Raw genomic sequence first — 13,262 nt, 5'->3', positions numbered from 1 at the left:
GCCGCATGATCGTATGCATCCACGGCACCCACGGCACGGGCAGGACGACGGTGCACCCGGTCGTCCCCAGACGGGCCTCGCCGACCACGCCATTGCGATACGCCCCTTCGTCCTCCACGCAGAGCAGACCACCCTCCGCGCACGCATCGCGGCCGACCCGGTCCTCGGCCCCGAGTTGTCGACACCACCCGCCTCGCACCACCGCAGATGGCCCCCGGCATCCCGGAGTGCGTCAACCCCCGAGTCCGCCCCGGCTCCCTCCCAGCCATGCCTCCAGCACCGCGAAGTCCTCGTCCGTGAGGCCGTAGCGATGGTCGACCCGATGCAGAAGCGCCGGCGCGGGGTGCCGTGCGGCCACCCACACCCGGTCGGCGTCGGTGAGTTCGTCGTCGACCCACACGAACGGACGCCCCGCCGCCCAGGCCACCAGCGGCCGGGTCTTCCAGTGCAGCGGCGCCGTCGTGTCGTCCTGGTCCGGCCAGTCCACCAGGGGCAGCTGCGGCAGGCCGAGCCACGGTGCGAGGCAGGTGTTCGCGTCGGTCAGCCAGGTCGTCGCCCAGACCAGCTCGCAGCCCAGGGCGGTAAGCCGTGCCCCGAGGGCGGGATCCACGCGGCTCAGCAGGGGGTGTGCGTCGGCGGTCTCCGGGCGTGTGTGACGGGAGGTGTATGACGGATACGGGTCGGCCGCGCCGAAGGGGATCAGTGTGCCGTCGACATCGAGGAAGAGGAGCGTCGGGACCGGCATCGCGAACCGCGTCAGCCCTCGAAGCCCTGATCCGCCAGGATCTTGTCTATGCGGGACCGGTGTGCCGACTCCCACTCGTCCAGGGACTCGGCGGCCTCCTTCGCGAGCTTCGCCCGGGCCGCCTTGAGGATCTCGTCGAGGCGTGCGGCGGGTACGGCGACCACGCCCTCCTCGTCCGCCACCACGACGTCCCCGGCCGACACCCGCACCCCACCGCACACCACCGGCTCCCCCAGCGGCGCCACCGCGGACTTCGTGCCCGGGATCGGGATGACACCCCGGGCGAACACCGGGAACGCCGCCTCACGGACCTCCGCGAGGTCGCGGATCAGGCCGTCGAGCACGAACCCGGCGATGCCCCGCCGCTGGGCGACCGCGCAGACGTTCCCGCCCGCCAGCGCCCAGTCCAGGTCGCCGGACTCCACGACCACGACCGAACCGGGCTCGGCTCGGTGGATCGCCGCGTGCAGCATGAGGTTGTCCCCGGGAGGGCACCGCACGGTGTACGCGGCGCCGGCCACCCGCCCGACCGGCCCCCACAACGGACGGATCCCGATGTCCATGACCTGGTCACGGCCGAGGAGGTCGGCGAGGGTGGTGGTGGGGACGTCCTGGAACTGGAATTCGCTGGCGGCAGTCATGGGGCCGACGCTACCGTCCCTTCCCATGACTGCCGGGTCGGCCTCGTGCCGTGAGCGAGTTGGGTGCCCGGCCTCTGAGTGAGGCCAGGGCGGGCCAGGAGCCCGCCGTCTTTCTCTCCGCCTTCCCCACCGGAAACGAGAGAGAAAGAAGACAGAGTGCCCAAGGATTCCAACCAACCGGTCAACGACTTCAACCGCCGGGTCAGCGACTTCAACCAACGGGTCATCGATGAGTTCCGCGCCAACAAGGGCCGTCTGACCGGCCACTTCGCGCAGGCCCGGCTGCTCCTGCTCACCACCACCGGCGCCCGCACCGGCACCCCGCACACCACCCCCGTCGGCTACCTCCCCGACGGCGGCGACCGCGTCCTGGTCATCGCCTCCGCCGGTGGCGCCGACAAACACCCCGACTGGTACGTCAACCTCCGCGCCGACCCCCACGTCACCGTGGAGAGCGGCGCTTTCACCTGTCCGGCGCGGGCCGTCGTCCTGACCGGCGAGGAGCGCGAGCGGGCCTGGGCGCGGGCGGTGGAGGCCGACGAGGGCTGGGCGGCGTATCAGAGGAAGACCACGCGGACCATCCCCGTGGTCGCGCTGAACCAGATCGCGAACGGCGGCCCCCCGAACGTCAACGCCTCCTCCCTCGCCGAGGCGATCAAGGTCGTGCACGACGCCTTCCGCCGCGAACTGGCCCTGATCAGGCAGGAGATGACCGCGGGCGGCCCGACCTTGGGCGCCCAACTGCGCGTCAACTGCCTCACGTTCTGCCAGGGGCTGCACCACCATCACTCCGGCGAGGACCTGGCCCTGTTCCCGTTCGTCGAGGACCGCCACCCGTCGGCCGGCCCGGCGCTGCGTCGCCTGCGCGAGGAGCACGACCACATCGCCACCCTCGTCGCCGAACTCCGCCGAGTCGTCACCGCCCCCGCCGGCGATTCCGCCGCCGCCCGCGCCGAGGTCGAGCGCCTGACGCTGGATCTGGAGGCGCATCTCACGTACGAGGAAGAGCAGTTGATCCCCCTCCTCGACGCCCCCGCCTGATCCGCGGGCGGCCACTGCTCCCTCGTAACCCGGCTAGAAGGGCAGTGGCCGCCCGTGCACCACGTCCAGCCGCGAGACCGCCCGGGTCAGCACCACGTACAGCCGGTGCAGCCCGCGCGTCTCCGCCTCCGCGATCGCCGCCGGCTCGACGGCGACCACATGGTCGTACTCGAGTCCCTTGACCAGACTGGCCGGTACGAGGCTCACCCGCGCCCGCAGTTGCTCCGCCCCCGCGACCTCGATCCCGGCCGCGACGAGCGCCGCCCCCACCCGCTCCACGTCCGCGTCGGCGGCGACCACTCCCACGGACCCCTCCCGCCCGAGCGCGTCACGCACCGCCTCCACGACGACCCCGTATACGTCCCCCGCCGCCTCGCGCACCCTCAACTCCCCGTCCGTGCACAGGGACCGCCCGGCCGGAACGTCCACATCGAGCCGCTCCAGCAGCCGGTTGGCGAGACCTACGACGGCCTCGGGCACCCGGAACCCGGTCGTCAACGGCACGACCGCCGCGTCCGGCTTCCCCAGGTGCCGCAGGACGGTCCCCCACGACCGCGCGGCCCACGGCGTGGTGCCCTGCGCGAGATCGCCGAGGACGGTCAGCGAACCGAAACGCGCCCGGCGCGCGATCGCCCGGCACTCCATCGGGGAGAGGTCCTGCGCCTCGTCGACGACGAGATGGCCGTACCCCTCGGGGTGTTCGATCAGTCCCGCGACCTCGTCGAGGAGGACGAGATCGGCGGCGGACCAGCGCGCCGACTTCCACGAGCGCTGCGGCCTGGCCCACAGCAGCGCCCGCTGTTCGTCGTCGTCCAGCAGCCCGTCGGCGGCCTTCCTCAACACACAGGCGTCGGACAGCAGTTGACTGACGACCTCCTCCGGCCGCACCCGCGGCCACACCACGTCGACGTACGCGCCGACCGCCCGTGCCCGCGAGATCTTCTGCACCCAGGCGTTCGTCTGCGGCCCGGCCCGCCGCTCGGCCCGCAGTTGCAGCGCCCGCACGGCCCGGGTCCGTACCCGCTCCCGTCCGACGGCGTACGGCGGCTGCTCGGCGAGCACGTCCTCGACGATCCGGACGAGTTCGCCGGCGCCGACCCTCCACTGGTACGAACCGTCCTTGATCGCGAGGGAGTCGACATCCCGGCTGGACGCGTGGGCGTACAGCGCCCGGCGCAGCACCTCGGCCATGCGCGCGTCGTGCTTGACGAGGGCGGCCTCCTCCCCGTCCGTCCCGGTGACCAGATGATGCCGTCCGATCTCCTCCTGAAGGGTGGACTGCCGGACGCCGGTCTCGCCCAGGGCGGGCAGCACTTCGCCGATGTACGTCAGGAAGGTGCGGTTGGGTCCGAGGATGAGGAGTCCGCCGCGTCGGACGCGCTGCGGGTGGGTGTAGAGGAGATAGGCGGCGCGGTGCAGCCCGACGGCGGTCTTGCCGGTGCCCGGTGCCCCTTGCACGCACACGGACAGACCGATCCCGCCCCGTACGAGATCGTCCTGCTCGGGCTGGATGGTGGCCGCGATGTCCCGCATGGGCCCGACGCGGGGCCGCTCGATCTCACGCGCGACGATCCCGCTGACCTGCGGCTCCCCTTTCCCCAGATGCTCGTCCTCCAGCCCGGTGAGATCGGCGGAGTCGCCCCGGCTGCCGGCCGCCCACCCGAACCTCCGCCGGACCGCGACGCCTTGCGGATCCCGGGCGCTCGCCTGATAGAAGGCCCTGCTGACGGGCGCGCGCCAGTCCACGACGAGGGGTGGGGCGGCGGGCGCCTCAGTGATCCGCAGCCGCCCGATGCGGTAGCTCTGCCCGGAGTGGTCACCGGCATCGGCCGAGAAGTCCAACCGCCCGAAGAACAGAGGCCCTTCGGGCAGCTCGCGCATCGCCTTGGCCTGACTCCTCAGCCGGTACCCGAGCACCTCGGCGTCGGCACCGGAGGCGGAGACGTCCTCGCCGGTGACGACGTGTTCCTGGGCGCCGTCGACCATGGCGGCGAGGGCGGTACGGCAGCGGTCGTGGTGGGCGCGCTCGTGGTGGAGAGACTCTTTCAGGGCGGGGTCGGCTGACGTCATGGGGACGAGGGTACGCCAGAAAACGTAACCGAGTTAAATTTCTAACCGAGTCTCGCGCCGTGTGAACCCCTCAGGCGAACTGGGGCAAACCCGCGGCCAGCATGTCGAACGCCTGCTCGGCGGCACGTACGGCATCCGACCGCACCTCCTCGATCGACTCCCCGGCCGCTACCCGCCGCCAGTTCTCCAGCGCGAGGATCCGCTGGACGGCGATGATCTGCCCCGCGGCGAGCCGAGCCGCCAGCCCTCCCCCGAGCGCCTCGGCGAGCGCGGCCTCGGACCGCTCCTGGTAGGCGTAGACGCGGGCGACGAGGGAGGGGGTGCCGTAGAGGAGGGAGTGGAAGGCGAGGACGGCCGGATGATCATTGAGCCCGGTGACGGGGTCGGACCGCTCGAGCCCGTCGAGGAAGTGCCGGCGCAGGGCGGCGACCGGCGTCGGCCCCTGGGCGGCGATGCGGGCGGCCTCTCGCTCATGATCGGCGATCCGATGCAGAACCAGGTCTTCCTTGGTCGGGAAGTACCGGAACAGCGTCGGCTTCGAGACCTCCGCGGCGGCCGCGACCTCGGCGACGGACACGGCGTCGAAGCCCTTCTCCAGGAACAGCCGTATGGCCGTCTCGGAGAGGTCGTTGAACATCCGCTGCTTCTTGCGCTCGCGCAGGCCGGGGTTGGTCATGGCGTCGAGGGTACGCACCGCGCGCGAGACGACCGCTTACCGTCAGGCCGCCGCCCTGCGTCCCCACTGTGGTACGGCCGCAAGCGTCCACAGGTCGTCGAAGTGTTTGTTCCATGTGGCAACTGCCGTCGCCGCAGCTGTCGCGCCTTCCAGCGACCACACGTTGAGGTCGGTTCTGAAGCCCTTGGGGTCGTAGTACTCGGTCCCCATGTAGTGCATACGCGCGGAGAGGTCGTACAGGCCGTGGAGCACCTGCTTGCGGTTGAAGATGCAGATCTTGTCGCGCGGGATGCCAGGGTAGAGGCGGTATTCGCACGTGACCCTCAGGCGGCCCGTGGCCGTGAGCCTGGCGGCCAAGTCCGACAGTACGTCGTCGTACTCACTGCAGCGCTGCTGTATCCGCCGGCGGAAGGCCTCGTCGTCCTGGGGCACGGCGTCGTCCCCGACCCTGGACGGCACGATCATCGGCAGCGCGAAGTCCGGCACCATCATGCGGATCGAGACCCGTCGGGTGGGTCCTTGATTGTCGAAGAGATCCTCCAGCCGGTGGTACAGGGCGTTGATCAGTGTCTCGCCGGTATAACCGAGAAAGTTGATCTCGACCTTCCGTGCCTGGAAGGCGTCACTGACGAAGGTGCCGAGTTCACTGGAGTTGACGAGAGCGCGAACAGGGGCCCTGACAGAGGCATTCAACTCTCTTATCTGGTCGTACAAGATGTATCCGACCAGGCTGAGTAACGCGCCACCCAGATATGCCGTGCCTTCCAAGGCATCGCCAACCGGCTGAACGAACTGGGCGACGAGGCCGGTGACGAAGATGCCGAGCAACAGTGTTCGAGTGACCGGGCGCTCCCAGCGCTGTCGATGTCGCATCAACCAACGCCCCAGGCGAGGCTTCGGTGCCATGGCCGCTCCGGCATGCGAGTCGCGCGCTTTTCGGTGTAGTCATGGTCCTCTCAGGCGAGGGCACGGGCAAGATACGGGTTGGCCGTCTGGCGCACCGGCAGACCCAGCGATGCCGTGGCCGCCGCCAGCGTCATCGCGTAGGAGTCGACGGCACGCCTGACGTTGGGGGCGTCCAGACCGGCCCCGGTCACCAGGCGGTCCAGGTCGACATATGCGGACCGGACGACTTCCATCCATCGATAGACCCGCCAGTCTGTTCTCCAGTCGACGGTGTACTGGGAAGACAGTCGGCGTTCCCAGCGACTGAACATCCGGTTGCGGATCTCGGGCCGTGTGGGCGTCAGGTGCATGTGCCGCACCAAGTCGTAGAGCGGGTCGCCGACAAGCGCCATCTCCCAGTCGATGATGGTCAATGCCAGACTGTCGTCGCGGCGAACCAGGTTCCACGGGTTGAGATCACCGTGCAGCAGGGTCGGTTTGCGATCACTCACCTGGTGTCTGGACAGGATCTGCTCCAGGCGGATCGCGTCGGGCAGACCAAGCAGACGGGCCAGTTGCCGTGACTCTTTCGGGAGCCCGGCAACGATCGTGACGAGTTGCTCCCTGAGCCAGGAGAAGAACCCGCCCTCGCCTGCTGTCGGGTCAACCGCCGTGTAGTCAACCTCTGTCAAGGCGCACAACTGGTCCACGAGACCGTCCGCCTCATGGGGCAGCAGACCGTGCACAGGGTGGTTGGGAGGCCGGTCGACGTCATGCGGTCCGACGTACGTATGGATGGCGAAGGTGTCGTTGGGGTAGCTCTCACCGAGCGCAAGCACTTTCGGCGCGGCAACTTTGCCGTGTGTGCTCTCGATCGCGCGGAGTACAGCATGCTCACTGAGGAAGCTGCGTTCTCTCCGGCAGACCCCGGGCAGTTTGCGGCGTACCACTACGGGAAAGTTCACACCCGGCACGCAGACGACCGTGTTGAGATGCGCCGTCCCCTTGAACACACGGCCCGCCGGTGCGGCTCCTTCCGCCCGCAGCGCCTCCCGTACGGCGGACACCGGGAAGGCACCGTGCTCATGAACGCGCCGGTCCTGCTTCCAATCGAATGCCCTCGAGATCCAGTCCCCACCACTGGTGCCGTTGTCACCGCGCGACGCCATCCAGCGGAATAGGGCTCGTTCGATCTCACGCTCACTGGGTACGCTCGCCAAGCGGAGCGGCGCGGCGGCCGCTTCCAACGCCCTGCGCACCTCTGCCGTCGCCTCGTCCAGCCTCTTCTGAGTGAACGACTCTTCCAGTGACCGTGCGGCCCTCATCACGTCCGGATACACGGACTGCGCGCGTTCGAAGGCCAAATACCGGTCGAGGTCCTTGCCCAGGCCGTTGACCGCGGCGGGGCGGATCCGCTGCATGGCCTGCGCCCACGCCTGGATGACCTCGTCCCATTGATGGAGGGGGTATCGCATTCGGACCAGATGCGTCGCCAGATCGTGCAGCGGGTCACCATAGGTCGCGAGTTCCCAGTCGACACAGATGAGCGGGTCAGGAGCTCCGTATGAAATGATCACGTTGTCGCGGTGAAGGTCGGCGTGCAGCAAGCTGTACGGCCGCCGAGACATGGCAGGCACGCGCTCGGCCATGCTGAGCAGAGCATCTTCGGGAATGCCTAGCGCCGCGAACAGACCACCGAACACAGACCAATTGGGCTGACGGATTTGCCTGTCGGCCAAGTGGGCGAGCGTCCGCAGGAAGCCTTGACTGTCCGTGAGGTTGGCGGGCCACGCGTCGGGCAGCGCCGGGAGTGCTGTGCGGCGCACTTGCGCCATCTGGGCCAGCAACCCGGTCAGAGCCCTTATCAGGAGCGTGTCGACGGGCTTGCTGTTCCCACAGACGCTTGAGAGCGGCACCCCCTCGACATAACTGTGAATGGCGAACCCGTCCCCTTTGACCAAGCACTCGGGCACGTTAGGCAGGACGCCACGAATCGCCCCCAGGATTGCGGCCTCGTCTCGCCAGGTTCTGATCACCACAGGCAGGGCGTCGGAGCGTCGAATTCGGACGGTCACAGCGGTGCCCGGCTCGCGTCCGACCAGGCGGGCCAGGTTCTCCGGCAGCGGTACTACGTAGTTCCGGTTGTGGTGGCCGCTGGCCGCCTGCCCTGCTTCAGCGGCTTGCACGAAGGACCGATAGACGGCACCAAGCCGGTCGCCGTCGGCATGTTCCCTGACAAAGTGCCGGGGAACAGGTGGTGCGCCCACGGGCCGCTCCGGAGAAGAGATGGGACATTTGGGGCAAAAGGTAAATAGGAGCCTGCCTCATCGCACTTCAGACCGAGGCAAGAGCGGCCACGAGAGTGGTTTGCCACCCTTTTGCAGCACAGGTGTGCGAGCCCGTCGAGGTTCGGCTTGTAGCCATCCCATACGCACCAAAGCCGGAGCTTGTTCACGGCACGGTTTATTCAGTGCCCGGTGCGGGGATACTACAGGACTTCACATTGCCTTCCGTGGGGCAGCTTGTAACGTCTATGCATCTCTAGGTCTTCTCGGACAACAGTTCCCAGACCGAATTGAACCATTTCTGCATACTGCCTACGAAGATGCTGCCGGCCGAGTCGGGGTCCTCGTCCTTGATGTGATGCGTCAGGGTCGCTCCGAGCCCCAGCACATCGAGCGCAGTGATCTCCTCCCCCGAGTCGAGGGCGATGTTCCGCTCGATGACCTCATACGGCCCGTGCAGCGCTTCCATGCCGTTGAACATGTAGAGCTTGAAGGTCGGGGTCAGAGGCGCCCGTCGGATCTCCACATCGACGGTCGGCACCCATCCCTCGGTCTTCAACGCACCCAGGGACTCACGCAGGGACTTGGTGTGGCGCTCCGTGATGCCGTGCAGCCGCTCGCGAAGGCGCGTGTCCTGCGGATCGCCCTTGACCCGCGGGTAGGGCAGAGTCTGCTGTTCCGCGGGCAGGAGCATACGCAGCGTTATGCGCTGCGGGCTGATGGAACGACTGCGGATGCGATGCGCCTGCTGCTGGATGAGCCAGTACAGAGACTCCGACGTCAGCGTGTAGACGTCCAGCGTCACTTCGGACTGCTCGAAGGCCTCGCCGACAAGGAATTCGAGCGTCATACCCCGGCGCGATCTGGTGGCCTTGGGGGCCGAGGACTGTATGCGCTGGGTCTTGATCACTCGCGACCCGCTGCCTTGCTTGGACTCGATCCAGCCCTCGTCGACCAGTTCGCGCAAAGCGCGCTGCACGGTGTCCCGGGAGACGCCCAACTCCTCTGCGAGGTCGCGCTGCGAGGGGAGGAAGGACTTCTCCGGATAGGTTCCGTTCGTCATCCGGAAGCGGAGTTCGTCGGCAACTCGCTGGAACTCCCGCCCGCCGCCGTCATTGGCCTGCTGTCCGTCCACGGTTCCAACCGTACCTCTGCCAGTCCAACACCAAACCAGATCCAGCCAACTGGTCTGCCATTGAGGCAGATTGGTTAGAGGATCATCCACCCAGGGGAGACCACCTCCAGGCAAGCAGTCCAATTGGACCGGCACTTGCGAAATGTGCCGCAGATGGAGGGGAGGTGGGCCGTGCTCCTAGGATCGATCCTTCGACAACTCCTCGCTCTGGCTTTGGAAATGACAGCGCAGACGAGGCTCGGTTTGCTCGGCGTACTGCTTCTGGCCATGGTCGGTGTCGGCGTGCGGGCCAAGCACGCCGGCTTGGCCGTAGGGGCCGCGCTCATGTTCACGGTGCTAATGGTTCAGGCCTGATTCCGGACCGCTGTCAGGACCGGTGCCAGGGAAGCCACGATCGACGTGGCCCCGGCTTCGCGCAGCAACTTCTCCTTGCGTGAGTTACGCGCATAGCCCAGGAACGGAATGCCCGCGGTGCGCGCGGCGATGAAGTCCGAAGGGGTGTCCCCGATCATCAGTGCGGCCGAAGCGGCCACTCCCATGGCCCGCAGGGCCTGGTTGAGGCAGTGGGGGTCGGGCTTGAGGTGTTGGAGCTCCTGGGTCCGGCCGTAGATGTGGGGGGCGAAGCATGAGATGAGCCCGCGGCCCGCCAGGTATTTGCGGACCACCAGGGGCGAGTTGTTCGTGGCGATCGCGAGGCGGGAGCCGATCGCTTTCCAGGTCTGGATGAGCGGATCGGCATGAGCGGTCGGCATCGCCGTCGACGCCGCTCTGAGCTCTTCCTGGGTGAGGCGTTCCTCCAACTCGGCCACCAGGTCGCTGCCGGGATGCCGACGGTCGACAGCACGCAGGACGACGTGGGGGTCCAGGGACTCCCGCTCCTCGGCGCTCAGCAGGCTGTGCAGCCCTTGACCCTCCAGCCATTCCACCAGACCGTCCGCGACGTCCTCCGCCGAGTGCCTCGCGAACAGGCGGCAGATGGGCCCGTCGAAGTCCCAGAGCACGACCCGCGCCTCAGCGATCAGGTTCCGCAAGTTATCCGCTTCTGCAGCCACCAGTTCAGTCTGCGTCGTATCAGGAGTCACTAGGAGAGTGTCAGGTCCGTGGTGATGGTTTCCCAGAGGGCGTTGAACCACTTCTGGGACTGCTCGACGAAGGCCGCGTCCCGTTGGCCGGTGCGTTGTTCGAAGGAGAAGAGCAGGGACTCGGTGCCCAAGGCGTCGTACATCTCGAGGGTTTCGCTGTCCCACTCCTCCTCGCGTTTGGTGATCATGTAGTAGGCGATGAGCGCCTCGGTGCCGTTGAGCAGGTAGAGCTTGACCGGCGGAGTGAACGGCAGGGCGCGGAACGTGACATGGACGTCAAGGCCGTGGGTGGACCGCAGGGCCAGGAGGTTGTGTTTGAGGACCTGGCCCTGGGCGTTGCGCTGGGACAGCCACCGCTGGTGGACCGGGTCGTCATCGCTGCGGCCGTCGACCGGGACCGGGAAGGCGAGAGTGATGTCCCTGGACGGCAGCAGGATGCGCGCGTCGATCGACTCGGGCCGTATCTCGCCCGCGTGGATGCGACGCAGCGGCTCTCCCAGGGCCAGCATCAGGCTCTCGGCGGTGAGGCAGGCGGCGTCGATGCGGACGTGAGGGGCCGAGAACGCCTCCGCGAGGCGTGGTGCCAACCCCACCATCGTCGGCTGGGGTTCGCCCCGTGTCACCGGTGGTTCCGCGATCCTCGGTGGGCTCCCCTTGCTGACGTTGCTCAGCAGGCCGTCCTCCTGGAGCGCGCGCAGGGCCTGGCGCACCGCCCCCCGTTCCACGCCGAACTCGTCCGCCAGTTCCGCCTGGGTCGGCAGGCGGTCGCCGGCCTTGAGGTCGCCGGTGCGGATGCGTTCGCGGAGGATGTCGGCGATCTCCTGGGGGGACCTTCTGCTGCCGTTCACTGCCACGTTCTCCTGGGTCACGACCAAACGCTACAACTCGGATCCATCTGCTGGGAGTTGTTGGCGACTTGTTTATGAGTAGGTACCAAGTGGGGATAACTTAGTCAGAGTTGGTTGCCAACTTGAAGAGTTGGCGGAAGGTTTGCCTCCTCGTTCGAATCGGCCTCCCTCAACTCCGTCCGCTCCGCCCGTCCCGCCTCCGCACCCCCCACCGCACCGCCGCACCGTCCCGCCCGCGAAGCCTGAAGGGGGAACCACCGTGCCCGTCCTCGCCCTCCTCTCCGCCGTCTTCGTCGTCGGCGTCGAGCAGACCGTCCAGTGGAAGTACGGCGTCACCGGGATCATCGGCCTGACGCTGCTCACCATAGGCATCAAGGCGAAGAACCCGACGGTCAGCTCCGTCGGCGCCGTCCTCCTGGCCCTGCTGGTCGCCGGACCCGCTCTATGAGCGGAGCCCGTCCCGGCGGCCGGTGTCCATCGCTGTGGGAGACGGTCAGTTCGTGAGTAACAGCTCCGAACTGATCGTCTCCCACAGCGCGTTGAACCACAGGTGCGACTGCTCGACGAAGGTCGTGTCCCGCAGGTCGGCGCCCTGCTCGAAGGCGAACAGCATGGACTGGGTGCCCTCCGCGTCGTACATCTCCAGGGGCTCGTGGTCGATCTCCTCCTCGCGGCGCGTGACCGTGTAGTACGCGAAGAGGGACTCCACCCCGTTGAGCAGGTACAGCTTCACCGGCGGGGTGAAGGGCAGCGAGCGGAAAGTGACCTCGACATCGATGCCGTGCGTGGCGCGCAGGGCCAGCAGGTTGTGCCGCAGGACCTGGACCTGGGCGTTGCGGTGGGACACCCAGCGGCGTTGCAGCCGGCCGTCCATCGCCGCGTCCACGGGCGTCGGGAAGGCCAGTTCGATGTCGCTGCTGGGCAGCAGGACGCGAACGTCCACCTTGGCCGGTTTCAGTCGTCCGGCGTGGATCTGGCGCAGCGGTTCGCCGATCGCGAGGGTCAGGGACACCGAGGTGAGACACAGGGCGTCTATCTCGACGTGGGGCTCCGCGAACGCGGCCGCTATGCGCGGGGCCAGCGCCACCATGGTGGGCAGCGGTGGAGCTCCGGGGCCGGTCGGTGTGGCGCCCAGGCCCAGGTCGGGGGCCACGGTGGCGGGCGCGCCCTTGGAGACGTTGGTGAGCAGGTGCTCCGACTGCAGGATGCGCAGCGCCTGGCGTACGGCACCGCGCTCGACGCCGAACTCGTCGGCCAGCCTGGCCTGCGTGGGCATGCGCTGGCCCGGACGGAGCTCGCCCGACCTGATCCGGGCACGCAGCTCGTCGGCCACCTCTCTGTGGGACTTCTGTGGCCGCTGTGACCTCTTCCGCCCATTGACGGCGGCGTGTTGGGGGTCCACGACCAAACACTACAACTTCCCGCCATCTTTCGGCAGTTCCAGAGAAGGTGGTTATAAGCCGCTTCCAAGCGGAGATAAGTACAGTGAAGTTGGTCGCCAACTTGAGCAAGCTTCAGCAACGTTGAACAACATGGTCGGAACATCCGGAGGCTTGGCCACAGGGGTCCTCCTCCCGTCCCGAAGGAGGGACCGTCATGCCGCTCGTAGCCCTCGCCGTCGCCGCCCTCGCTTTCGGATTCGAGCAGCTCGTCCAGTGGAAGTACGGGCCGATGGGCATCATCGCGTTCCTCGCGCTGTCCATCGGCCTCAAGGCCAAGAACACCGTCATCAGCGGACTGGGAGCGGTCATCCTCGTGATGCTGCTGGCCCAGTCGGGCTGACCTCGCGTCGGCCGAACCCGGTTCGGCTGACCGGGCTCCCTTCCGGAGGGGAGCCGGGAGCCCGGTCAGTCT

The 13,262-nt window shown here is 67.9% G+C and carries 13 protein-coding genes and 1 pseudogene; 4 read left to right on the top strand and 10 right to left on the bottom strand.

The genetic code is table 11. The features are described 5' to 3' along the window. Positions 1–70 precede the first annotated feature (70 nt). Positions 71–172, top strand: a pseudogene (locus ABZ453_RS20150) (ATP-binding protein); the annotation flags it as partial. A 60-nt stretch (positions 173–232) separates the two neighbouring features. Here the strand turns inward: ABZ453_RS20150 and ABZ453_RS20145 are convergent. Together ABZ453_RS20145 and ABZ453_RS20140 are read right to left on the bottom strand one after the other, a co-directional pair. Then, positions 233–745: an HAD domain-containing protein gene (locus ABZ453_RS20145; protein ID WP_359016293.1), complete on the bottom strand. Its 513-nt coding sequence runs from the start codon at positions 743–745 to the stop codon at positions 233–235. An 11-nt stretch (positions 746–756) separates the two neighbouring features. Then, positions 757–1,386 (bottom strand): RraA family protein, encoded by a 630-nt coding sequence (locus ABZ453_RS20140; protein WP_359016292.1) that lies wholly within the window; start codon positions 1,384–1,386, stop codon positions 757–759. A 156-nt stretch (positions 1,387–1,542) separates the two neighbouring features. Here ABZ453_RS20140 and ABZ453_RS20135 point away from each other — a divergent pair, with 156 nt between their 5' ends. Continuing rightward, entirely contained in the window at positions 1,543–2,427 is an 885-nt protein-coding gene (locus ABZ453_RS20135) for a nitroreductase/quinone reductase family protein (RefSeq protein WP_359016291.1), read from the top strand. Positions 2,428–2,460: 33 nt separating this feature from the next. On the opposite strand, the gene ABZ453_RS20130 is transcribed toward ABZ453_RS20135, so the two are convergent. From ABZ453_RS20130 to ABZ453_RS20100, 7 genes are all read right to left on the bottom strand, one after another. Beyond that, entirely contained in the window at positions 2,461–4,497 is a 2,037-nt protein-coding gene (locus tag ABZ453_RS20130; protein WP_359016290.1) for an AAA family ATPase, read from the bottom strand. 70 nt (positions 4,498–4,567) lie between these two features. Next, the gene (locus ABZ453_RS20125) at positions 4,568–5,173 is read right to left on the bottom strand and encodes a TetR/AcrR family transcriptional regulator (protein ID WP_359016289.1); all 606 of its coding nucleotides are present in this window, start codon (positions 5,171–5,173) and stop codon (positions 4,568–4,570) included. A 42-nt stretch (positions 5,174–5,215) separates the two neighbouring features. After that, positions 5,216–6,079 carry a hypothetical protein gene (locus ABZ453_RS20120; protein WP_359016288.1) on the bottom strand — a complete coding sequence of 288 codons (864 nt, stop codon included), beginning with the start codon at positions 6,077–6,079 and terminating at the stop codon, positions 5,216–5,218. 50 nt (positions 6,080–6,129) lie between these two features. Then, positions 6,130–8,325, bottom strand: coding sequence for an aminoglycoside phosphotransferase family protein (locus tag ABZ453_RS20115; protein WP_359016287.1), 2,196 nt, complete (start codon positions 8,323–8,325; stop codon positions 6,130–6,132). Positions 8,326–8,599: 274 nt separating this feature from the next. Then, positions 8,600–9,478 (bottom strand): winged helix-turn-helix domain-containing protein, encoded by an 879-nt coding sequence (locus ABZ453_RS20110; RefSeq protein ID WP_359016286.1) that lies wholly within the window; start codon positions 9,476–9,478, stop codon positions 8,600–8,602. A gap of 344 nt (positions 9,479–9,822) precedes the next feature. Further along, positions 9,823–10,560, bottom strand: coding sequence for an HAD family hydrolase (locus ABZ453_RS20105; RefSeq protein ID WP_359016285.1), 738 nt, complete (start codon positions 10,558–10,560; stop codon positions 9,823–9,825). After that, complete coding sequence (locus tag ABZ453_RS20100) at positions 10,560–11,435, bottom strand: GntR family transcriptional regulator (RefSeq protein ID WP_359016284.1); 876 nt, start codon at positions 11,433–11,435, stop codon at positions 10,560–10,562. Before ABZ453_RS20100 ends, ABZ453_RS20105 begins: the two co-directional genes overlap by 1 nt. 232 nt (positions 11,436–11,667) lie before the next feature. On the opposite strand from ABZ453_RS20100, the gene ABZ453_RS20095 reads away from it, so the two are divergent. Further along, positions 11,668–11,856, top strand: a complete 189-nt coding sequence (locus tag ABZ453_RS20095; protein ID WP_359016283.1) for a hypothetical protein — start codon at positions 11,668–11,670, stop codon at positions 11,854–11,856. Positions 11,857–11,901: 45 nt separating this feature from the next. Here ABZ453_RS20095 and ABZ453_RS20090 read toward each other — a convergent pair whose 3' ends face one another. After that, positions 11,902–12,816 carry a GntR family transcriptional regulator gene (locus tag ABZ453_RS20090; protein WP_359016282.1) on the bottom strand — a complete coding sequence of 305 codons (915 nt, stop codon included), beginning with the start codon at positions 12,814–12,816 and terminating at the stop codon, positions 11,902–11,904. 188 nt (positions 12,817–13,004) lie between these two features. On the opposite strand from ABZ453_RS20090, the gene ABZ453_RS20085 reads away from it, so the two are divergent. Further along, positions 13,005–13,190 (top strand): hypothetical protein, encoded by a 186-nt coding sequence (locus tag ABZ453_RS20085; protein ID WP_208785886.1) that lies wholly within the window; start codon positions 13,005–13,007, stop codon positions 13,188–13,190. Positions 13,191–13,262: the final 72 nt, after the last annotated feature.

Origin of the sequence: Streptomyces sp. NPDC005799, from assembly GCF_040630525.1 — a bacterium.
GTDB lineage: Bacteria > Actinomycetota > Actinomycetes > Streptomycetales > Streptomycetaceae > Streptomyces > Streptomyces griseorubiginosus_B.
This window is presented reverse-complemented; position numbering and strand designations above follow the sequence as displayed.